Source organism: Microbacterium kunmingense (assembly GCF_023155745.1).
In the GTDB taxonomy this organism is placed as follows: Bacteria; Actinomycetota; Actinomycetes; order Actinomycetales; family Microbacteriaceae; genus Microbacterium; species Microbacterium kunmingense.
Window position 1 is genome coordinate 38,955 of the sequence record NZ_JAKNUS010000013.1, and the last position, 19,321, is coordinate 58,275.

The following is a 19,321-nucleotide window of genomic DNA, read 5'->3' on the forward strand; positions in this document are numbered from 1 at the left end:
CGAGACTCATCTCAAAAGGTACGGGTCGGTGGTCGGCGGTGAATCGGGGATTCCCCCGAAAGGTGCGGGGGGTAGTACGGGGTTCGCCCCGTCCGCGGCGTGTCATGCCGGCACCGTCCCCTCGATGGGGGCGGATCCGGTGAGCGTGACGCGGAGTTTCGCGATGAGATCGGACCGCGACGTGGCCCCCAGCCGGCGGCGGATCTGCGCGATGTGGTGCTCCGCGGTGCGAGGGGAGATGAAGATCTCCTTGCCGATCTCGGCGTATGTCTTCCCCTGCAGAACCAGTTCGGCGACTTCGCGTTCGCGCTCGCTGAGGACGCTCTGCACGGCGGTTCGGGTCGGCGCGGTCTGCGCCTCCCCATCGGCGCCGCGGGGGGCCTCGCGCGGGTGCAGCTCGCGGGCGCAGGCGAGGAGGCGCGAGCTGATCTTCCGGTCCTCGGAGCGCCGGGAGCCGTGCCCGGCGAGGCGGGCGCCGTCCCAGGCGAGACCCACCGTTCCGAGGCCGCGAGCGGCCGCCTCGACGGCGTCGGCGTCGACCTTGCCGGCGAGGACGGCCGTCCACGCCCGTCCCGCCTGCGACATCCGTCCGGCCAACGGGTTGTGCGGTTCGGCGAGGACGAGTGCCCGCGCGTGGGGGGCGAGGTCGTCGGGACGGTTCATGATGATGCCGCGCTGGATGCCCGCCCAGTGCAGCGGAGCGGACCAGGTCGACGGCTCGCCGAGGTCGGCGACGAGGGCCAATGCGCGGTCGAATGCGGGCTGCATCCACGCGGCGTCTTCCAGCCGTGCCCCGACGATGACGAGTTCGCCGAGCGGCAGGAGGGAGTAGAGGTCGATTTCCGCCCGCGTCGCGCGCGAGCGGACCGAATCCCAGGCGGCGGACAGGCTTGCCGCGTCCTCGTAGCGTCGTGCGAGACCGACGGTGACCGCCGCGGCGAGCAGCTCGTCGCGGGCGGACAGCGGGGCTGTCCCATGCGTGGCTGCGGAGAGGAAGGCGCGCGCCTCGGCCGGGTGCTCCTGCTGCAGCGCGATCCATGCGCTCCACAGCTGCAGGCGCGGAAGCCAGCGGCCACCACCCTGGCGGTGGCGGCGCGCGTCGTCGACGGCGGCCTGCGCGGCGTCGATGTCGCCCATGCCGATGGCGACGATCGCCGTCACGACGGCCGGGAGCTCGGTCGTGGGTCCGGCATCATGACTTGCGGAGTGTAGCTCCGATGCGCGTCGGAGGTCGTCGAGCGCCCGCCGCGGAGCGGTGGACCGGAGCGACTCGGTGAGCCCCTGCTGCCAGAGCTGCAGCGCGACGCTGAGTGCTGACGGCGCCGAGCCGATCGCGACGGGCATCCCTTGGGCGGGGATCCCGTTCTCCGCGATCTGCCCGGCGCCCGCCGCTGCCACCACTGCGCGCGTGACGCCGGCGGGGGAGACCGGCGGGACGGCGAGATAGGTCTGGTGGGCGAGCGACATCAGTCCGCGATCGGCCCACGTGGCGGCGATCGCGTCGACGACGAGGTCGTGGTCGGGGTGCGCGGCCTCGACGAGGATGCCGTCGAGGAGGGCCCCGGCGGCGTCGGTGTCGCCGGCAGCCCAGTGGGCGTGCGCATGCGCCGGCGTGAGCGCGGCCGCGTCGGCGCCGCACCGCAGCGCCTGTTCGAAGAGGGTGACCGCGAGCCGCGGATCGCGCGCGATCTCGCGGCGCGCTCGCGCGGCCAGGCGGTCTCCGAGGACCGGGTCGACGATGCCGTCGAGGCTCGCCGCGACATCCGTCCCCGGCACGAGCTCCACCCCGCCGGAGGCAACGAGGTCCACGAGGCGGTCGACCGGGAGGCCCGTGCGTGCGGCCGCGGCGACGATGGGCGCCGGCCGGCCGTTCTGCTGCAGGAGTCCCTCCGCGTGCCCTTCGGCGATGAGCTCGGCCCAGTCCGCGTGCGCGCCCTGGGCGTCGGTGATCCCGAGGCTGAGCGCCTCGATGCGGCGACGGAGGGCGGGCGAGATCGTCTCGAGGCGGTGGGTGATCCGCCGGTGCACCGCCCGGGAGAGCTCGAGGTGCTCGGCCTCCGCGGCGCAATCGCGCGGGTTATGGGTCCGGACGCACTCGTGGACGAGCCAGGCGAGACCGCCGGTCACGCGCAGGACGTGCTCGGCGCAGGCATCGCCGGCGTCGGGCAGGAGCTCGCGGATCTCGGCGAGGGTGACCTCGCCGAGGAGAATCGCCGGCGCGTTGCGCTCGACAGCCCGGGTGAGTTCGAGGAGCTCCGGTGGAGCCGGCCAGGTGCGGTACGCGATCACCACCGCCGCGTCGGGGCGGTGGGCGCGATCGATCAGCTCGGACAGACGTGCCGGGTCGAGCGTGTGGGCGTCATCGACCAGAAGGGCAACGTCGTCGGGGACCGTCGAGATGCGATCGCGTGCGGACAGCAGCCTGACCGGCCGGTCATCGGCCTCGAGCTGAGCGTGGAGGAAGCGGAGGGCGTCGGTCTTTCCGGAGCCGTGTCCCCCCACGATGGCGGCGCGGACCGCTCGATCCGTCGCGACGATGGCGTGCAGCGCGGTCAGCGCGTGCAGGGCACGGGGCATCATCGAGGCGGTCCGGGTGTCCGACGAACTGTTCAGCAGAGTCGTCATCGGAGTGCTCACCGGGTCAGGCCGGGGTGTCGGGGCTCGGCGTGGACTCGGCCGGCGGTGTCTCCGCAGGCGGCTCGGGCTGCGGCGCGGGCTCCTGTGTCTGCGTGACCTCGGGAGCGGGCGTCGTCTCCGTCGGCGTCGGGTCAGGCGTGCCGGTGTCCGTCGGCGTCGGGTCAGGAGTGCCGGTGTCCGTCGGCGTCGGGTCAGGAGTGCCGGTGTCCGTCGGCGTCGGGGTCCCGGTTCCCGGGTCGGTCGGCGTCGGGGTTCCGGTTCCCGGGTCGGTCGGCGTCGGAGTTCCGGTTCCCGGGTCGGTCGGCGTCGTCGTCGGGTTGCTCGTCGTCGGGTTCGACGTCGGCGACGTGGTGCTTCCCCCACCGCTGGACTGCGACGGCTTCGGCGAGGAGGGCTTCCCCGAGGTCGGCGACTGCGTCGACGTCGGCTTCGGCTCGGGCGGACGCACCGCCGCGTTCCGCTCGGCAGCCTGCTTGCGGGCGTTCGTGGCCTTCGGCTTCGCTTTGCTCGAGCCGCGGTCCTGCGAAGCCTGGGGCGCCTGGGGCGCCTGGCCCACGGCAACCGGGTCGGAGGTCGGGAGATCCCCGACAGCCGCAGGCGAAGGCGTGAGCTCTACGTCCACCCACTCGCGCAGGTTCTCCGTTGACGCGGTGGTGTTAAACGTCCCGGCGCCGAGACCACCGGCGCTGGCGAAGACCAGGCCCGTGGCGATGACGAGGGCACCGGCGCCGGCCGCGGCGACGGCGGGCACGCGCTGATACCAGCGGCGCGCAGCCTTCTGCTCGGCGGGGCCGGCGGGGTCGAACACGGCCAGATCGGTCGTGGCGGCAGCCGCGGCATCCGTCGTGGCCAAGGCGCCCGCGGCAGCACCGGCGCCGACGGGAACGAGCGCGAGAGACGCGATCGACTCGTCAACGTTGGCCGGGACGAGCGCGCGGGCCGCGCCCAGGGCGATGGATGACTTCGGGTCGGCGTCGATCGCGATCGGCCGATCGAGGCGCTCGGAGAGCCGCTCGGCGACGAGCGGGATCCGGGACGATCCGCCGATGAGGAGAATGCTCTCGAGGGCCTCGGGCTCGAGTCCGGCCGAGTCGAGCCCGTCCTCGAGGGTGTCGATCGTGCGCTCGATGGAGCCGTCGATCATCTCCTCGAACTCCTGGCGCGTCAGTCGAACACTGGTCGCTCCCGAGGGGAGCAGCACCGGCACGGTGACGTCGGAGTCGAACGAGAGGGCTTCCTTGGCCTCGACGCACTCGCGACGCAGCTGTGCCAGCGCGAGGCGGATGTCGGGGTCGACGTCATTGAGGTCTGCCTCGGCGACGCCCGACGAGCGCAGCACGTGACGGAACACGGCATCGTCGAAGTCGGCCCCGCCGAGGTTGTCGATGCCGACCGGGATGCCCACGGGAGCGAAGGAGCCGTCGGCGCTCTTGCGCAGGATGACGGAGTCGAAGGTGCCGCCGCCGAGGTCGTAGACGGCGAGAGCCTGCCCGGCCTCCATGACGCGGCCCGACTCGTAGTGACGGGCGGCGGCCTCGGGCTCGGTGATCAGGTGAACGTCCTTGACGCCCAGCTTGTCGAGCGCCGAGAGGATCAGGCCGATACGGTGCGGACCCCACGCGGTGGGGTGGGTGAGCATCACCGCTTCGGGACGGGAGCCCTCACGCTCGACGACAGCGTCGACCACGGCCGACACGGTGTGCGCCCACAGCTTCTCGGCCGGGATCGACCGTCCGCCGGCGACCACCGGCACATCGTCGCCGATGCTGCGCTTGAACTCGCGCACGAGCCGCTCGGGCTGCGTGATGCCGCGACGCTCGGCGGCGTCTCCGATCAGCAGCTCGCCGTCATCGGCGACGAACACCACCGTGGCGGCGCTGTCGTTGCGTCGTCCCAGCGGGAACGGTGCCGCGACGATGCTGCCGTCGGGCGCGGTGCGCGCCGTTGCCGCAGCGATCCGCGTCGTTCCGACGTCGATCCCCAAGAAATACGTAGCCCCAGTAGCCAAGTTCTCATCTCCCCCAAGAGAGTCGATTCCGGAACCTCCCCAGGTTCCGCCCCAATTCGACTCTGTCTGCCGCGTTGCTCGTCACTGAGTGGTCTCAGCAATGAGAGCGGCGTCCCACCTCGGATGATACACACGTCTTCCGACGTCCGATAGGTCGTCCGGTGACCGTTTGCCCGTGTGTCGCGAACTGGTACTGTGCGCGCTTCGAATCTGGCACTCACGTTGCGGGAGTGCCAGCGGTTTGCCTACACTGGATTAGCACTCTCAAGGTGTGGGTGCTAACCAGTCTTCATCTCAAGAAAGAAGAGGTAGACCGTGACGGTTTCCACTCAGGTTTCCATCAAGCCGCTCGAGGACCGCATTGTCATCAAGCAGGTCGAGGCCGAGCAGACCACCTCGAGCGGTCTGGTCATTCCCGACACCGCCAAGGAGAAGCCCCAGGAGGGCGAGGTCGTCGCGGTGGGCCCCGGCCGCATCGACGACAACGGCAACCGGATCCCGCTCGACGTCGCTGTCGGCGACCGCGTGATCTACTCCAAGTACGGCGGCACCGAGGTCAAGTTCGGTGCGGACGAGTTCCTCGTCCTCTCCGCTCGCGACGTGCTGGCGGTCGTCGTCCGCTGAGACGCTCAGCGACACGCTCCACGGGGGTCGGATGCTCAGGCATCCGGCCCCCGTTTCGCATGTCAGGCGAGCCACCCATGACCGATCGGCCCGGTATCGGCTGCGCCCCGCCCGCGTAGGCTGAGCCGGTGACGCGTGAGACGACCCAGGCGACGGCAAGAGCCACGTCACCCGCGGACGCGGGACGCGAGCGCACCCTCGGCGCGGTGTACGCCCTGGCGGCCTACCTCATCTGGGGTTTTCTGCCGCTGTACTTCCTGCTGCTCGAACCCACGGGCGCGTTCGAGGTCGTCGCCTGGCGCATCCTGCTGTCCCTGCTCTTCTGCGCGCTGCTCCTCGCGGTCACGCGCGGGTGGGGGAAGTTCCTGGTCATCCTGCGGACCCGCCGGCTGCTGCTGTGGACGGCGGTCGCCGGCATCCTCATCTACATCAACTGGCAGGTCTTCCTCATCGCCGCCCTCACGGGGCACGTGATCGAGACGAGCCTGGGGTACTTCATCAATCCCATCGTCACGGTGCTGCTGGGCGTCGTGGTGCTGCGCGAGCGCCTGCGGATCACCCAGTGGATCGCCCTCGCGATCGCCGCCGTCGCCTGCATCGTCATCGCCGTGGGATACGGCGCTTTTCCCTGGATCGCGCTGTCGCTGGCGTTCTCCTTCGGCCTCTACGGCCTGGTGAAGAAGCAGATCGGCCCGTCCGTCGACGCCGTCAGCGGACTGACCCTCGAGACCCTCTGGCTCACGCCCGTCGCGATCGTCGTCCTCACGACCGTCGGCGTCACCTCGGGCATCACGATGGGCACGGCGGGTGTCTGGCACGCCGTCCTGCTCTCACTCGCAGGAGTGGTCACCGCGACGCCCCTCCTCTTCTTCGCGGCCGGTGCGCGGCGCGTGCCGCTGAGCCTCATCGGCCTGCTGCAGTTCGTGGCACCGATCCTGCAGTTCCTCACCGGCGCGTTCCTCCTCGGCGAGCCCATGCCACTCGAGCGCTGGATCGGCTTCAGCCTGGTGTGGATCGCCCTCGTCGTCCTCACGGTCGACTCGATCCGTCACGCCCGCCGCGGGGTGTCGGATGTCGGCGCCGTGACCTGAGGGTCACGCGCGCGATACTTCGAGCCAGTCGCTCAAGCGTGTCGGCGCGATCCAGGCCCCGCTGCCGGGGAGCAGCTCCCGGCGATCGATGCGCGCACCGAAGTAGGGGGTGCGCGGGTCGGCGATGACGGCGCGGCCGTCGCCGGTCGCCGCGAGACAGCGCCCGACGAAATCGGCGAGCGGCATCACGTCGGGCCCGGCGATCTCGGTGGCGGCGCCCGACGGCGCCTCGTCCACGAGACCCGCGAGCACAGCGGCGACGTCGTCGCCCGCGATCGGCTGCACCTGGGTGTCGGCCACGCGCGTGGCATCCGTCGCGTCTCTCCCGGCCTGCGCGCCGATCTGCGCCCCGAATTCGAAGAACTGGGTCGCGCGCACGATCGAGAAGGGCACGCCCGAGCTGCGGAGGATCACCTCGCCGTGCGCCTTGGCTCGGTAGAACGGGACCGGCTGCAGGACGCGCTCGGTGCCGACGGCAGACAGGGCGACATGATGGATGACGCGGGCCCGCGCCTCGGCGCCGGCGAGCGTCCGGGCGGCGAGGTCGAAGTGCCGCCAGACCGCGTCGGGATTGTAGGTGCGGGGCTTGGACACATCGATGACGACGGATGACCTGGCGAGGGCGTCGTCCAGACCCGCGCCCGTGAGGAGGTCGACTCCCGTCGAGGGGGAGGCGGCGCGAACCTCGTGGCCGGCCTCGCGGAGCCGCGCCGCGACCTTCCGCCCGATGAGACCGGTGCCGCCGATCACCGTGATGCGTGCCACGGGTGTCATCCTGCACCCTGATGCGCGTTCCGCGCCCGCTTCTTGCACAGTGCGGACAGCAGCCCTTCCAAGCGTTACAGATCGTTAACGAACGGCAACATTGTCGAGACGCCCGCGATATTAGGTTGGTCACACTGGAAGCGGCTTTCCCGAGCCGTTTCGCACCCTTACACAGCAAGGAGCAACATGAGCGTCTTCACTCGCTCGCGCAAGCGCACCGTCCTCGGTGCCGTCGCGCTCGCAGGCGCCAGCGCCCTCGTCCTCGCCGGATGTTCCGGCGGCGGCGGAGACACCGGCGGCGACAGCAGCGCCGAGCCCTCGGCCGCAGCCCCCGGCGAGGAGCTCGCCCTCAAGATCGGTACGGCGCTGCCGCAGACCGGCAACCTCGCCTTCCTCGGCCCGCCGGAAGAAGCCGGTGTCGGCTACGCCGCGTCGCAGATCAACGAGGTCTCCGACGAGACCGGTCTGTCGATCGACGTCGTCTACGGCGACTCGGGCGACACCGACAACAAGGCCTACGAGACCGAGATCCCCCGCCTCCTCGGTGAGGACGTCTCGGCCATCATCGGCGCCGCCTCGTCGGGCACCTCGCTGCAGTTCATCGACCAGGTCGTGGGCTCGGGCGTGATTCAGTTCTCGCCCGCCAACACCTCCGACGCGTTCACCACGTACGACGACAACGGGCTGTACTTCCGCACTGCGCCGTCGGACGTGCTGCAGGGCGAGGTGCTCGGCAACCTCATCGCCGAGGACGGCAACCAGACGCTCGGCATGATCGTCCTGAACGACTCGTACGGCACCGGCCTCGCCGGGTACGTGACCGAGGCGTTCGAGGCGGCCGGCGGCGAGGTCGTGGCCCAGCCGACGTACAACACCGGGGACACGAACTTCGACGCGCAGATCTCCGAGGTGCTCGCCGCCGACCCCGACGCGATCGCCCTGATCACGTTCGAAGAGGTCACGACGATCCTCCCGGGTCTGCTCGGCTCGTTCCCCGCCGACAAGCTGTACTTCGTCGACGGCAACCTGTCGGACTTCAGCGAGGAGCTCGAGCCCGGTGCCCTCACCGGCGCGAAGGGCACGCTGCCCGGTCTCTCGATCGACTCGATCGGTGACTTCACCGCGTCGCTCGACGAGTGGGTCTCGGCCGAGGGCCTGCCCGAGCTCACCGAGTACAGCTACGCCGCCGAGTCGTTCGACGCGGTCGTGCTGCTGGCGCTCGCGTCGCTCGCCGCGGGTTCGACCGACCCGGCTGACATCGCTGAGAACCTCATCACCGTGTCCGGTGGCGAGGGCGAGGGTGAGAAGTGCACCAGCTACGCGGAGTGCGCCGACATCATCCTCGGCGGCGGAACGGCCGACTACGACGGCATCTCCGGTCCGATCACCTTCGACGAGGTCGGCGACCCGACCGAGGCGTCGATCGGCATCTACCAGTACGGCGAGGACAACACCTACTCGGCGTACGAGGGCTGAACCCCTTCACGCGGACGGGCCTCGGAGTCTTCGGACTCCGGGGCCCGTCCTCGTGCGGCGCGGGCAACGCGCGAGGGTGCGCGGGAGGTGGCGCAGATGGTCGCGCGTTTCGTCTCGTCGCTGCGCTCCGCGCTCAACGGCCGGGCGCGTCCGCCGTCCCGACGCCTTTCGTCTCGTCGCTGCGCTCCGCGCTCAACGAACGGACGCTCGCTGTCCTGGTCGTTGAGCGAGCGCAGCGAGACGAAACGCCCGACCGGATGCGCCACTTCGACCGGCGCGACGCGCCGCGCGCCGCGGAGCCCGCGTCAGGCGCCGAGCGTGCCGAGGTAGAGCTCGGTGACCTTGGGGTCGTTCAGCAGCTCGCGACCGGTCCCGGTGTAGGCGTCGCGTCCCTGGTCGAGGACGTATCCGCGGTCGCAGATCTGCAGGCAGCGACGGGCGTTCTGCTCGACCATGATGCAGGTGACCCCGGCCTTGTTGATCTCGGAGACCCGGATGAACGCCTCGTCCTGCCGCACGGGGGAGAGGCCCGCCGACGGCTCGTCGAGCAGCAGCACCTTGGGGTTCATCATCAGCGCACGGCTCATCGCCACCATCTGGCGCTCACCGCCCGAGAGCGACCCTGCGCGCTGCTTGAGGCGCTTGCCGAGCTCGGAGAAGATGCCGGTGACGAACTCCAGACGCTCCTTGTAAGCGCTCGGGCGCTGGTAGAGCCCCATCTGGAGGTTCTCCTCGATGGTGAGGCTGGGGAAGACGTTGTTGGTCTGGGGGATGAACCCCACGCCACGCGCGACGAGCTTGTTGGCCTTCAGGCCCGTGATGTCGTCGCCCTCGAGGGTCACCGTCCCCTGCCGGATGTTCACCTGGCCGAAGATCGCCTTCAGCAGCGTCGACTTTCCCGCGCCGTTCGGCCCGATGATGCCGATCAGCTCACCCTGATGGGCGACCAGGGAGCATCCGTTCAGGATGTTCACGCCCGGCAGGTAGCCGGCGTGGACATCGTCGACGAAGACGACAGGGGTGCCGGTGGACGTCGCCGCGCCGGTCTCGGTCGGGGTGCTCACTTGTGCTCCTCCTGCTGCTCTTCCTCGGCCAGGCCCTCGTCGACGAGCGTCTGCGCGCTGTACGACGCCGAGGCGGCGGCATCCGTTCCGGCATCAGCCTCGACGACCGGAATGCGGCCGGTGACGACACCGAGATCGAGCTCCTGGTGCGCGCCGAGGTAGGCGTCGATCACGGCGGGGTTCTTCATCACGGATGCCGGGTCGCCTTCGGCGACGATACGTCCCTCGGCCATGACGACCACCCAGTCGGCGATGTGCCGGACCATGTGCATGTCGTGCTCGACGAAGAGCACCGTCATCCCCTCGTCCTTCAGGTCGAGGATGTGGTCGAGGAGCGACTGGGTCAGGGCCGGGTTGACGCCGGCCATCGGCTCGTCGAGCATGACCAGCGTCGGCTCGGTCATGAGGGCGCGCGCCATCTCGAGGAGCTTGCGCTGGCCGCCCGAGAGGCTGGCGGCGAAGTCCTTCGACTTGGCGTCGAGCTTGAACTTCTTCAGCAGACCCTCGGCGCGCTGCTCGATCTCGGCGTCCTGCTTTCGCCACAGCGGCGGGAAGAGGGAGGCCCAGAACTTCTCGCCCCGCTGCCCGGTCGCGCCGAGCTTCATGTTCTCCATGACGGTGAGGAGGCCGAGCGCCTTGGTCAGCTGGAAGGTGCGGACCAGGCCCATCCGCGACACCCGGTAGGCGGGAATGCCGGAGAGATTCTTCCCCTCGAAGCTCCACGTTCCGGTGTTGGGTTTGTCGAACCCGGTCAGCAGGTTGAACAGGGTCGTCTTGCCGGCCCCGTTCGGGCCGATGAGTGCGGTGATGGCGCCCCGCGGGATCTCGAGGTGCTCGACATCGACCGCGTTCACGCCGCCGAACGAGCGCTGCACGCCGTCGGCGACGAGGATCGGATCGACCTTGGGCACCCCGGGCCGCACCTCCCCGACGTGGAGGCCGGTGGTCTTCGCGCGCGGAGTGGGGGCGGCGGTGGGGTCGGGAGTGTTCCCGGACAGCGGCTGGTTATCGGACAAAGGTCAGCTCCTTCTTGTTGCCGAGGATGCCCTGCGGCATGAAGATCACGAGGAGCATGAGCGCGACGCCCACGATGATGAAGCGCAGCGTTCCCGCCTGGATCTGGGTCATGAAGGGAAGGATGCCCGCCGACACCAGCGCCGGAAGGACGTTGGAGAGGAACGTCTGGAGCACCCAGAAAATCAGCGATCCCAGGAGCGGCCCGAACACGGTCGCCGCGCCGCCCAACAGGAGCGCCGTCCACACGAAGAAGGTCAGCGAGGTCACGTACACACCGGGGCTGACCGCCGAGGGGAGGGCGTACACGATGCCGCCCGCCGCGGCGAGCACACCACCGAGCACGAGGGACTGCATCTTGTAGGCGTAGACGTTCTTGCCGAGCGCGCGCACGGCGTCTTCGTCTTCGCGGATGCCCTTGATCGTCCGGCCCCACGGGCTTCGGGTCAGCATCCACACCACCAACACCGCGAACGCGAGGGTGAGAAGCCCCATGATCCGCACCCACCACTGGGTCTCGTTGTAGGTGAAGGGGCCGAAGCCGTACGTGCCGTCGGGGATCGGGTTCGCCGCGCGGAAGCTCGCGTGATAGCCGCTGAGCCCGTCGGCCGAACCCGTGACCTCGTCGAACGCGGTCGTGAGGAACAGCAGTCGCACCACCTCAGCGGCCGCGATGGTCACGATCGCGAGGTAGTCACCGCGCAGTCGCAGGGTCGGAATACCCAGGATGACGGCGAAGACCGCCGACGCGACAAGACCGAGGAGCGCGGCGAGCCACCACTCCAGGCCGAAGGTGAGCACGCCGATCGCGTAGCCGTATGCCCCGATCGCCATGAACCCGGCGATGCCCATGTTGATGAGGCCGGTGTAGCCGAAGTGCACGGCGAGGCCGAGCGCCGCGAGGGCGTAGCCGATGGTCGCCGGACTCAGAATCGAGGAGGCGGTGTTGGAGAGGATCTGCAGCCAGTCCATTGCCGGGCCCTAACCTATTCTCTCTCGCCGGCCCAGGATTCCCTGTGGTCGGAACAGCAGGATCACGATGAGGATGAACAGCGCGCTGGCGTACTTGAGGTCCGACGGGATCCACAGGCTCGAGACCTCGACGACGATGCCCACGATGATCGCGCCGACGAGGGCGCCGTAGGCGGTGCCGAGGCCACCGAGGATCACGGCGGCGAACATCAGCAGCAGGATCTGCGCTCCCATGTCCCAGCGGATGCCCGGACGGTAATACGCGTACAGGATGCCGGCGAGGCCGGCGAGGGCGCCGGCGAGGATCCAGACGATGCGGACCACGAAGTCCACATCGATTCCGGATGCCGCTGCCAGCGACGGATTGTCGGAGATCGCCCGGGTCGCCTTGCCGATCCGCGAGCGGGTCAGCCACAGCGCGAAGGCGACGATGACGATGATCGAGATCGCCAGCGACGCGATGTCGATGACGCTGAGCTCCACCGTGCCGAACAGCGGAATGCGCGGGGCGTTGGAGCCGGGCAGCTGGATCGTGCCACCGCCGATGAAGAACTGGAAGGTGTACCGCATCGCCAGCGACAGACCGATCGAGACGATCATGAGCTGCACGATGCCCACGCGCCTGCGGCGGAGGGGCCGCCAGAGCGCCATGTCCATGACGAGTCCGAGGAGCGCGCTCAACACCACGGCGACCGGGAACCCGAGCCACCAGGGGAGGGCGAGGCTCGCGGGCCCGACGAGGGCCGCGGCCATCACCGCGCCGAAGGTCACCATCTCGCCGTGGGCGAAGTTCGAGATGCCGGTCGTGCCGTAGACGAGGGAGAGGCCGATGGCCGCGAGGGCCAGCATGAGTCCGAAGCTCAGTCCCTGGATGATGCGCTGGACGAACTGGTCGAAGAAGCCGGTGACGTTGCGCTCACCCTCGCCGATGAAGAAGTTGACCGTCGCGCGGCCACCCTGCCCCATCTCCACTTCCTTGATGTTGGGGGAGTCGTCTTCGGGGTCGACCACGGCGATGCCCTCGGGAAGGGTCTCCTCGTCGAGGGTGACGGTGTAGGTCTCGCCCCGTTCGGGGACGCCGACGCGCCACTGACCGTTCGCGTCGGTCTCGACCTCCTGCTCGCCACCGGGTCCGTCGATGACCAGGCGCACGCCCTCGAGGGGTTCGCCGTCGAGCTGGACGTTGCCGCTGATGCGGTACGGGTTCTCGGAATCGGTGGCGAACGCGGGCACGGATGACACGAAGATGCCCATGAGCATCAGGAACAGGGCGATGATCGCGGGGATCGCCCTGCGTCTCGTCCGCTGAGCCGCAGCGATGGTGGGACTCACAGATCCTCCAGTCCGGCGCCAATGCCGACATCGGGGTGCATCGGCATTGATGAACGGTATGAGCGTAATGTGTCGGGCGTGTTTCGCCTACGAACCGACTTGGCAATTGAAAACAGTGCTGGTCGAGCATAAGTGACCGACCGGTCGGAATAGGCCACGGCCTCCCGCGTTTAGAATCAGCACACCCCTCTTCGCGCGCAGGAGCCCCCATGGAAAACGATCCCTTCGGCTTCGTCGGTCTCACGTATGACGACGTGCTGCTGCTTCCCGGCCACACCGATGTCATCCCGAGCGAGGCCGACACCTCCTCCCGGGTGACCCGTCGCATCACGGTCGCCACCCCGCTCCTCTCGAGCGCGATGGACACGGTGACCGAAGCCCGCATGGCGATCGCCATCGCGCGGGAGGGCGGGCTCGGCATCATCCATCGCAATCTCTCCATCGAGGAGCAGGCGGCGATGGTCGACCGGGTCAAGCGCAGCGAGTCGGGGATGATCTCCGACCCGATCACCACGACGCCCGAGGCCACGATCGAAGAGGTCGACGCGCTGTGCGCGAAGTACCGCATCTCGGGCCTGCCGGTCGTCGACACCGAGGGGCACCTCGTCGGCATCGTCACCAACCGCGACATGCGCTTCGTCTCGGGCTTCGAGCGTCAGACGACGCTGGTGAAGGACGTCATGACGACCGAGGGGCTCGTCACCGGCAAGGTCGGGATCGGCGCGAACGAGGTCATCGCCCTCTTCGCCAAGCACCGTGTGGAGAAGCTGCCGCTCATCGACGAGGACGGCACCCTGGCCGGCCTCATCACCATCAAGGACTTCGACAAGAGCGAGAAGTACCCCCTCGCCACGAAGGACGAGCAGGGGCGCCTGCGCGTCGGCGCGGCCATCGGGTTCTTCGGCGACGCGTGGCAGCGCGCCGAGGCGCTGCGCGACAAGGGCGTGGACGTGCTCGTGGTCGACACCGCCAACGGCCAGTCGGCCGGGGTCATCGACATCGTCCGGCGCCTGAAGGCCGACCCGTCGTTCGCGGGCGTCGACGTCATCGGCGGCAACGTCGCGACGCGCGAGGGCGCGCAGGCGCTCATCGACGCCGGCGTGGACGCGGTCAAGGTCGGGGTGGGGCCGGGCTCGATCTGCACGACCCGCGTGGTCGCGGGGGTTGGCGTTCCCCAGGTGACGGCGATCTACGAGGCATCCCTCGCCGCCCGCGCCGCGGGCGTGCCGATCATCGCCGACGGCGGCCTGCAGTACTCGGGCGACATCGCCAAGGCGCTCGTCGCCGGGGCCGACACGGTGATGCTCGGGTCGCTCCTCGCCGGCACCGACGAGTCGCCGGGCGAGATCGTCTTCCAGAGCGGCAAGCAGTTCAAGCAGTACCGCGGCATGGGGTCGCTCGGTGCGCTGCAGACGCGCGGCAAGAAGACGTCGTACTCGAAGGACCGCTACTTCCAGGCCGATGTGCCCAACGACGACAAGCTCATCCCCGAGGGGATCGAGGGGCAGGTGCCCTACCGCGGCCCGGTGTCGGCGGTCGCGTACCAGCTCGTCGGGGGCCTGCGTCAGTCGATGTTCTACGTCGGCGCGCGCACCATCGACGAGCTGAAGGCCAAGGGCAAGTTCGTACGGATCACCTCCGCGGGACTCAAGGAGTCGCACCCCCACGACGTGCAGATCGTCGTGGAGGCGCCGAACTACAAGCGCTGAGCCGCGGGCGCGGCGGCGGGCTGCCTCGCGCTTCGGCGCGGCATCCCGGTCCGTCCGCCACAGAATTGCGCCTTCTCCGCAAAATCTCGCCAGGATTTTGTGGAGAAGGCGTCATTTTGTGAGCCGCGAGAGAGGGATGCCACGGCGTGCCTCCTGCACAGGTCCACGTCGCCCGCACTTACTCACAGTTCCGCGTGAACGGGGCCGGGGCCGCGGCTCCGATCGCCAGGCTCGCAGGCATGAATCTTGCCCATTGGCTGGAGGCGCGAGACGGGATAGCCCACCGCACCGACGCCTTGCGTGCGGGCTTCACCGTCGCGGCACTGCGGAGCTTGGTGCGGACGGGCGGCGCGGTCCTCATCCGTCGCGCGTGGCTCGCGCTTCCCTCCAGTGATCCGCTGCTCGTCGCGGCGGCCAGAGCCGGAAGCAGGCTGACCTGCGTCGCACTCGCGCGTCGCCGGGGTTGGTGGATGCTCGACGAGCCGGATCGCCTCCACCTCCATCGGCTGCCCGGGTCGGGGGCAGGGACCGGTGGCTTGGATGCGGTGTTCCACTGGACTCGACCGATGCTCCCAGGTGGCCCTGCACTCGTCGCCCACGTCGAGGATGCGCTGCTTCATATCGCGCAGTGCCTGTCGATCGAATCAGCGCTTGCCGTCTGGGAGTCGGCCGTGCGGGTCGAGAAGCTCGCCTCGGAGTACCTGCGCTCCATCGCGTGGACCTCGACCGCGGCGCGAGAGCTGGCGGCGGCGGTCACAGGACTCGCTGACTCCGGCCTCGAGACCCTGGTGGTCACACCGCTCCGTCGCTGGGGTGTGCACGTGCGTCAGCAGGTGTGGCTCGCCGGTCGCCCGGTCGACGTCCTGGTGGGGGAGCGACTGGTGATCCAGATCGACGGCTGGCAGTTCCACTCCTCGGCCGCGCAGCGCGCGAAGGACATCGCGCACGACGCCGAGCTGCGACTGCGCGGCTACACCGTACTGCGGTTCGGGTACGCCCAGGTCGTCCACGACCGTGAAGCGGTGCTCCGCGTCATCCGGCGGTCCATCGCCGCTCGCCTCCACCTGGCCGCATGAGGAGGCGGGGAGCCCCTGCCGGCGTCGCAGGATCGCATCACCGTCGCAGAATTCAGCGCACATCCTGCGACGGTGGTGAAATCCTGCGACTGAGGCGCACCCGAGGCGCACCCGAGGCGCACCCGAGGTGCATCCGAAGCGCACCCGAGGTGCATCCGAGGCGCACCCGAGGCGCACCCGACGCGCAGCCGAGGCCGGACCGACACGCGGCCGAAGACCCGCCCCGCGCGCAGCGCTCGCCGGCTCCCACCCCCACCGCTACCCTGGCGGGGTGACCAGGGAGAAGGTCCATCCCGAGGCGACGGTCGGCGCGACCCGCCTCGCCGCGTTCACCGATGGCGTGTTCGCGATCGCGGCGACCCTCCTCGTGCTCGACCTGACCACCCACACGTTCGGCACGATCCAGAGCAACGAGGAGATGTGGGGCGCCCTCGCGGCGATGGGTCCGCAGTTCTTCAACTTCGCCCTCAGTTTCCTGCTGCTGTGCCTGCTGTGGATGACCCACGTCGAGCAATTCGAATGGATCGTGCGGGTCGACGGCGTCTTGATCTGGCTGAACAACATCCGCCTGCTCTTCATCGTCGTCGTGCCCTTCGCCACCGGCCTGACGACCGAGTACTCGACCTACACAGCCGGGCGCGTCCTCATGCCGATCACCTTCTTCCTGGCGATTCTCACCAGCTGGCTGCAGTGGTCCTGGGCCGTGCGCCGCCGTGCCGACCTCATGCCCGACCTCCCTGAGGGCGACGCCCGCGCCTACGGCAGGGGCGCGCTCAGCGCGGTGATCATCTCGGTCATCGTTGTGGTCGTCTCGCCGTGGATCGGCTCGGCGGCCTTCCTGCTGTTCGTCTTCGACGGACTGCTCACCCGACTGCTGCGGGGACGCTGACCTCCCGGTCGACGCCGTCGACCGCGTCGACGCCGTCGACCGCGTCCATGCTCGCCGAGCTCTCGCTCCGCCCGGCGGGAAGGAGCAGCGCGGCGAGGGTCGCGACCCCCAGCACGGCTGCGCCGAGGAGGACGGCCGGTCGCGCGGCGGCCACATACTCGCCCGGAACGAGCGCGCCGCCCGCCCCGACGAACACCGCGGTCATCACCGCCGTGCCGAGTGCGACGCCGAGCTCGCGCACACCGACCCGCGCATCACGGAGTTGATGCAGACGTGCTTCCCCTCCAAGCTCCCGCAGATCCTCGACATCGCTCCGCGCGCCGACGAACCCTGGTGACGGGCGACGGCCGGGCGTATCCTCGCTCGCATGTGTCGGAACATCCACACCCTCCACAACTTCGAGCCCGCCGCCTCGTCGGACGAGGTGCACGCCGCCGCGCTGCAGTACGTGCGGAAGATCGCCGGGACGACCAAGCCGTCGAAGGCCAACCAGGAGGCCTTCGACCGCGCCGTCGCCGAGATCGCCCACGTCACCCAGCACCTGCTCGACGACCTCGTCACCACCGCGCCGCCGAAGAACCGCGAGGAGGAGGCGGCCAAGGCCCGCGCCCGCGCGGTGGCGTCCGGTCGGTATCAGGTCGCCTAGGCGCACCCGCGGCCGCGTCGGACCCGGCGGGTAGGCTGGGACGGTGACCATGGAGATGGAGATCGGCCGCGCCAAGCGCGCTCGCCGCGCCTACACGTTCGACGACATCGCCGTCGTGCCCTCCAGGCGCACGAGGAACCCCGAGGATGTCTCGACGGCGTGGTCGATCGACGCGTACCAGTTCGACATCCCGGTGCTCGGTGCCCCGATGGATTCCGTCGTCAGCCCGCGCACGGCCATCATGCTCGGCCAGCTCGGCGGACTCGGCGTGCTCGACCTCGAGGGCCTGTGGACCCGGTACGACGACCCCGAGCCGCTCCTCGCCGAGATCGCGAGCCTCCCCGACGCGGCGGCCACTCGGCGCATGCAGGAGCTCTACTCCGAGCCGATCAAGCCCGAGCTCGTGCGCGATCGGCTCGCCGAGATCCGCGCCGGCGGCGTGACCGTCGCAGGCTCCCTCACCCCGCAGCGCACGGCCGAGCTCTACGAGACCGTCGTCGCGGCGGGGGTCGACCTCTTCGTCATCCGCGGCACCACCGTCTCGGCCGAGCACGTCTCGAGCGTCGCCGAGCCGCTGAACCTCAAGAAGTTCATCTACGACCTCGACGTCCCCGTGATCGTGGGCGGCGCGGCGACCTACACCGCCGCCCTCCACCTCATGCGCACGGGAGCGGCCGGTGTGCTCGTCGGCTTCGGCGGGGGCGCCGCCTCGACCACGCGGGTGACGCTCGGCATCCACGCGCCGATGGCGACCGCGGTCGCCGACGTCGCCGGCGCGCGGCGCGACTACCTCGACGAATCGGGCGGGCGCTACGTGCACGTCATCGCCGACGGCGGTGTCGGCACCTCCGGCGACATCGTCAAGGCGCTCGCGATGGGCGCCGACGCGGTCATGCTCGGCGTCGCGCTCGCGCGCGCGACCGACGCGCCCGGCGGCGGGTTCCACTGGGGCCCCGAGGCCCACCACGCCAAGCTCCCGCGCGGTCGCCGCGTGAAGGTCGACCAGGTCACGACGCTCGAGTCGATCCTGTACGGTCCGGCGCCCGTCGCCGACGGCACCGCGAACCTCATCGGGGCGCTGAAGAAATCCATGGCCACCACCGGCTACTCCGACCTGAAGGAGTTCCAGCGCGTGGAGGTCGTCGTCGCGCCCTATCCGCAGTGATGACCCAGCGCGCCGCACGACCCGATCCCGCTCCGGTGCAGGAGTTCCCGCCGACCCTCCGCGAGGTGATGGTCCGGCCGCAGTGGATCGCCCTGCTGGCGCTGTCCCTCGTCGTGGCGGGTCTTTTCGCGTGGCTCGGCCAGTGGCAGCTCGGTCGCGCCATCGACACCGCCCCGCTCCCGCCCGGCGCGACCGAAGAAGTGCGACCCCTCGACGAGGTGAGCCAGCCCGGAGAGTACCTCCCCGAGCCCTTCGTGGGGCAGCGGGTGAGCGTGACCGGTTCGTGGGTGCCCGGCGACTTCATCGTCGTCTCGTCGCGGTTCAACGAGGGCGTCGAAGGGTTCTGGGTGACCGGCCAGCTGCGCGTCGCCGACACCGCCTCTCCCACTTCGATCGCCGTCGCCGTGGGGTGGGCGCCGACACGGGATGCCGCGGACGCGGCCGCGGAGCGATTGAACGCCGACGCTTCGGCGGACGATGCGCCGATGGCGATCGAGGGGCGGCTCATCTCCGACGAGGGTGCCGTGCCGCCCCCGTCCGGCGCGGATCCGCAGACCCTGATCCGGATGTCGCCGGCCGCCCTCCTCTCGCGGTGGAGCGACACGGCGGGCCTGGAGGTCTACCGCTCGTTCATCGTGGCGGCCGTGCCCCAGGGCGGGCTCGACGAGATCGTCTCCGCGCCGCCGGAGGCGGGGTCGGCGGTGAACTGGCTGAACATCTTCTACGCCGCCGAGTGGGTCATCTTCGCGGGCTTCGCGTTCTACCTCTGGTATCGCCTCGCCAAGGACGCGTGGGAGAAAGAGGTCGAGGACCTCGAGGACGCTCGCGCCGCCTCATCCGAGTGACTCCCGCT

Annotated in this window: 17 protein-coding genes; 9 read left to right on the top strand and 8 right to left on the bottom strand. The window is 69.9% G+C overall.

What is annotated here, in order from left to right:
• Positions 1 to 102: 102 nt before the first annotated feature.
• Both MA875_RS15770 and MA875_RS15775 read right to left on the bottom strand, forming a co-directional pair.
• Positions 103 to 2,625: a LuxR C-terminal-related transcriptional regulator gene (locus MA875_RS15770; protein WP_248243205.1), complete on the bottom strand. Its 2,523-nt coding sequence runs from the start codon at positions 2,623 to 2,625 to the stop codon at positions 103 to 105.
• 16 nt (positions 2,626 to 2,641) lie between these two features.
• Positions 2,642 to 4,645 carry an Hsp70 family protein gene (locus tag MA875_RS15775; protein ID WP_248243206.1) on the bottom strand — a complete coding sequence of 668 codons (2,004 nt, stop codon included), beginning with the start codon at positions 4,643 to 4,645 and terminating at the stop codon, positions 2,642 to 2,644.
• Between the two features lie 315 nt (positions 4,646 to 4,960).
• Here MA875_RS15775 and groES point away from each other — a divergent pair, with 315 nt between their 5' ends.
• Both groES and rarD read left to right on the top strand, forming a co-directional pair.
• Positions 4,961 to 5,269: a co-chaperone GroES gene (gene groES / locus MA875_RS15780; protein WP_124294187.1), complete on the top strand. Its 309-nt coding sequence runs from the start codon at positions 4,961 to 4,963 to the stop codon at positions 5,267 to 5,269.
• 128 nt (positions 5,270 to 5,397) lie between these two features.
• On the top strand, positions 5,398 to 6,360 hold the full coding sequence (rarD, locus tag MA875_RS15785; RefSeq protein ID WP_248243207.1) for an EamA family transporter RarD: 963 nt from the start codon (positions 5,398 to 5,400) through the stop codon (positions 6,358 to 6,360).
• A gap of 3 nt (positions 6,361 to 6,363) precedes the next feature.
• Here the strand turns inward: rarD and MA875_RS15790 are convergent, their stop codons facing one another.
• Positions 6,364 to 7,125 carry an SDR family oxidoreductase gene (locus MA875_RS15790; protein ID WP_248243208.1) on the bottom strand — a complete coding sequence of 254 codons (762 nt, stop codon included), beginning with the start codon at positions 7,123 to 7,125 and terminating at the stop codon, positions 6,364 to 6,366.
• Between the two features lie 186 nt (positions 7,126 to 7,311).
• Here MA875_RS15790 and MA875_RS15795 point away from each other — a divergent pair, with 186 nt between their 5' ends.
• Entirely contained in the window at positions 7,312 to 8,601 is a 1,290-nt protein-coding gene (locus tag MA875_RS15795) for an ABC transporter substrate-binding protein (RefSeq protein WP_248243209.1), read from the top strand.
• A gap of 305 nt (positions 8,602 to 8,906) precedes the next feature.
• Here the strand turns inward: MA875_RS15795 and MA875_RS15800 are convergent, their stop codons facing one another.
• The 4 genes from MA875_RS15800 to MA875_RS15815 form a co-directional block, all read right to left on the bottom strand.
• Positions 8,907 to 9,665, bottom strand: a complete 759-nt coding sequence (locus MA875_RS15800; RefSeq protein WP_372492598.1) for an ABC transporter ATP-binding protein — start codon at positions 9,663 to 9,665, stop codon at positions 8,907 to 8,909.
• A complete protein-coding gene (locus tag MA875_RS15805; RefSeq protein ID WP_248243240.1) occupies positions 9,662 to 10,588 on the bottom strand; it encodes an ABC transporter ATP-binding protein in 927 nt (308 codons plus the stop codon). Before MA875_RS15805 ends, MA875_RS15800 begins: the two co-directional genes overlap by 4 nt.
• Positions 10,589 to 10,670: 82 nt before the next feature.
• A complete protein-coding gene (locus tag MA875_RS15810; RefSeq protein ID WP_248243210.1) occupies positions 10,671 to 11,651 on the bottom strand; it encodes a branched-chain amino acid ABC transporter permease in 981 nt (326 codons plus the stop codon).
• 9 nt (positions 11,652 to 11,660) lie between these two features.
• Positions 11,661 to 12,911, bottom strand: a complete 1,251-nt coding sequence (locus MA875_RS15815; protein WP_248243241.1) for a branched-chain amino acid ABC transporter permease — start codon at positions 12,909 to 12,911, stop codon at positions 11,661 to 11,663.
• Between the two features lie 281 nt (positions 12,912 to 13,192).
• Here MA875_RS15815 and guaB point away from each other — a divergent pair, with 281 nt between their 5' ends.
• From guaB to MA875_RS15830, 3 genes are all read left to right on the top strand, one after another.
• Positions 13,193 to 14,692: an IMP dehydrogenase gene (gene guaB, locus MA875_RS15820; RefSeq protein ID WP_248243211.1), complete on the top strand. Its 1,500-nt coding sequence runs from the start codon at positions 13,193 to 13,195 to the stop codon at positions 14,690 to 14,692.
• 239 nt (positions 14,693 to 14,931) lie between these two features.
• Positions 14,932 to 15,768: an endonuclease domain-containing protein gene (locus MA875_RS15825; RefSeq protein ID WP_248243212.1), complete on the top strand. Its 837-nt coding sequence runs from the start codon at positions 14,932 to 14,934 to the stop codon at positions 15,766 to 15,768.
• A 271-nt stretch (positions 15,769 to 16,039) separates the two neighbouring features.
• On the top strand, positions 16,040 to 16,657 hold the full coding sequence (locus MA875_RS15830; protein ID WP_248243213.1) for a TMEM175 family protein: 618 nt from the start codon (positions 16,040 to 16,042) through the stop codon (positions 16,655 to 16,657).
• Here the strand turns inward: MA875_RS15830 and MA875_RS15835 are convergent.
• The gene (locus MA875_RS15835) at positions 16,632 to 16,898 is read right to left on the bottom strand and encodes a hypothetical protein (protein ID WP_248243214.1); all 267 of its coding nucleotides are present in this window, start codon (positions 16,896 to 16,898) and stop codon (positions 16,632 to 16,634) included. The genes MA875_RS15830 and MA875_RS15835 overlap by 26 nt on opposite strands.
• A gap of 126 nt (positions 16,899 to 17,024) precedes the next feature.
• On the opposite strand from MA875_RS15835, the gene MA875_RS15840 reads away from it, so the two are divergent.
• The 3 genes from MA875_RS15840 to MA875_RS15850 all read left to right on the top strand — a co-directional run bounded on the left by MA875_RS15840 (position 17,025) and on the right by MA875_RS15850 (position 19,313).
• Positions 17,025 to 17,303 carry a DUF2277 domain-containing protein gene (locus MA875_RS15840; protein WP_141937201.1) on the top strand — a complete coding sequence of 93 codons (279 nt, stop codon included), beginning with the start codon at positions 17,025 to 17,027 and terminating at the stop codon, positions 17,301 to 17,303.
• Positions 17,304 to 17,352: 49 nt separating this feature from the next.
• The gene (locus MA875_RS15845) at positions 17,353 to 18,468 is read left to right on the top strand and encodes a GuaB3 family IMP dehydrogenase-related protein (protein ID WP_248243242.1); all 1,116 of its coding nucleotides are present in this window, start codon (positions 17,353 to 17,355) and stop codon (positions 18,466 to 18,468) included.
• Positions 18,469 to 18,536: 68 nt separating this feature from the next.
• The gene (locus tag MA875_RS15850) at positions 18,537 to 19,313 is read left to right on the top strand and encodes an SURF1 family protein (protein ID WP_248243243.1); all 777 of its coding nucleotides are present in this window, start codon (positions 18,537 to 18,539) and stop codon (positions 19,311 to 19,313) included.
• The last annotated feature ends 8 nt before the right edge of the window (positions 19,314 to 19,321 follow it).

What these genes read in the sequence shown, in the direction of transcription:
- MA875_RS15840 (WP_141937201.1), top strand. Translation starts at nt 17,025, where the DNA reads ATGTGTCGGAACATCCACACCCTCCACAACTTCGAGCCCGCCGCCTCG.
- MA875_RS15795 (WP_248243209.1), top strand. Translation starts at nt 7,312, where the DNA reads ATGAGCGTCTTCACTCGCTCGCGCAAGCGCACCGTCCTCGGTGCCGTC.
- guaB (WP_248243211.1), top strand. Translation starts at nt 13,193, where the DNA reads ATGGAAAACGATCCCTTCGGCTTCGTCGGTCTCACGTATGACGACGTG.
- MA875_RS15815 (WP_248243241.1), bottom strand. Translation starts at nt 12,911, where the DNA reads ATGCTCATGGGCATCTTCGTGTCATCCGTGCCCGCGTTCGCCACCGAT.
- MA875_RS15770 (WP_248243205.1), bottom strand. Translation starts at nt 2,625, where the DNA reads ATGACGACTCTGCTGAACAGTTCGTCGGACACCCGGACCGCCTCGATG.
- MA875_RS15825 (WP_248243212.1), top strand. Translation starts at nt 14,932, where the DNA reads ATGAATCTTGCCCATTGGCTGGAGGCGCGAGACGGGATAGCCCACCGC.
- MA875_RS15845 (WP_248243242.1), top strand. Translation starts at nt 17,353, where the DNA reads ATGGAGATGGAGATCGGCCGCGCCAAGCGCGCTCGCCGCGCCTACACG.
- MA875_RS15810 (WP_248243210.1), bottom strand. Translation starts at nt 11,651, where the DNA reads ATGGACTGGCTGCAGATCCTCTCCAACACCGCCTCCTCGATTCTGAGT.
- MA875_RS15850 (WP_248243243.1), top strand. Translation starts at nt 18,537, where the DNA reads ATGGTCCGGCCGCAGTGGATCGCCCTGCTGGCGCTGTCCCTCGTCGTG.